The organism is Acinetobacter sp. NIOH-H-8 (genome assembly GCF_046635365.1).
Classification (GTDB): Bacteria; Pseudomonadota; Gammaproteobacteria; order Pseudomonadales; family Moraxellaceae; genus Acinetobacter.
Map to the genome: position 1 here is coordinate 1 of NZ_JBHDVN010000176.1, position 459 is coordinate 459.

At 48.6% G+C, this 459-nt stretch carries 1 pseudogene; it reads left to right on the forward strand.

The features are described from left to right. Nucleotides 1-168: pseudogene (locus ACEWB7_RS17645) on the forward strand (FKBP-type peptidyl-prolyl cis-trans isomerase); the annotation flags it as partial. Between the last annotated feature and the right edge of the window lie 291 nt (nt 169-459).

Below are 459 nucleotides of genomic sequence, written 5' to 3' on the forward strand. Positions count from 1 at the left end.
CGTCTGGACGGTGTTATTCCGGGTTGGACAGAAGGTCTGAAGAACATCAAGAAAGGCGGTAAGATCAAACTGGTTATTCCACCAGAACTGGCTTACGGCAAAGCGGGTGTTCCGGGGATCCCACCGAATTCTACCCTGGTGTTTGACGTAGAGCTGCTGGATGTGAAACCAGCGCCGAAGGCTGATGCAAAGCCGGAAGCTGATGCGAAAGCCGCAGACTCTGCTAAAAAATAAGCATTAAGAACCGCCGCCTGACCAGGCGGCGGTATTTTTATTACAGGCCGTATATAATTAGTGCTGGAAAGCGGAACCTCCGCTGTATTAATTTAGTTACCCGCATCATTAATGAGCCTGCCCTGAAAAGTTAACGACAGGCTCCTGAAAAGGAGTGTTTTTTTTCATGTCCAGGTCGCTTTTAACCAACGAAACCAGTGAGTTGGATTTACTGGATCAACGTCC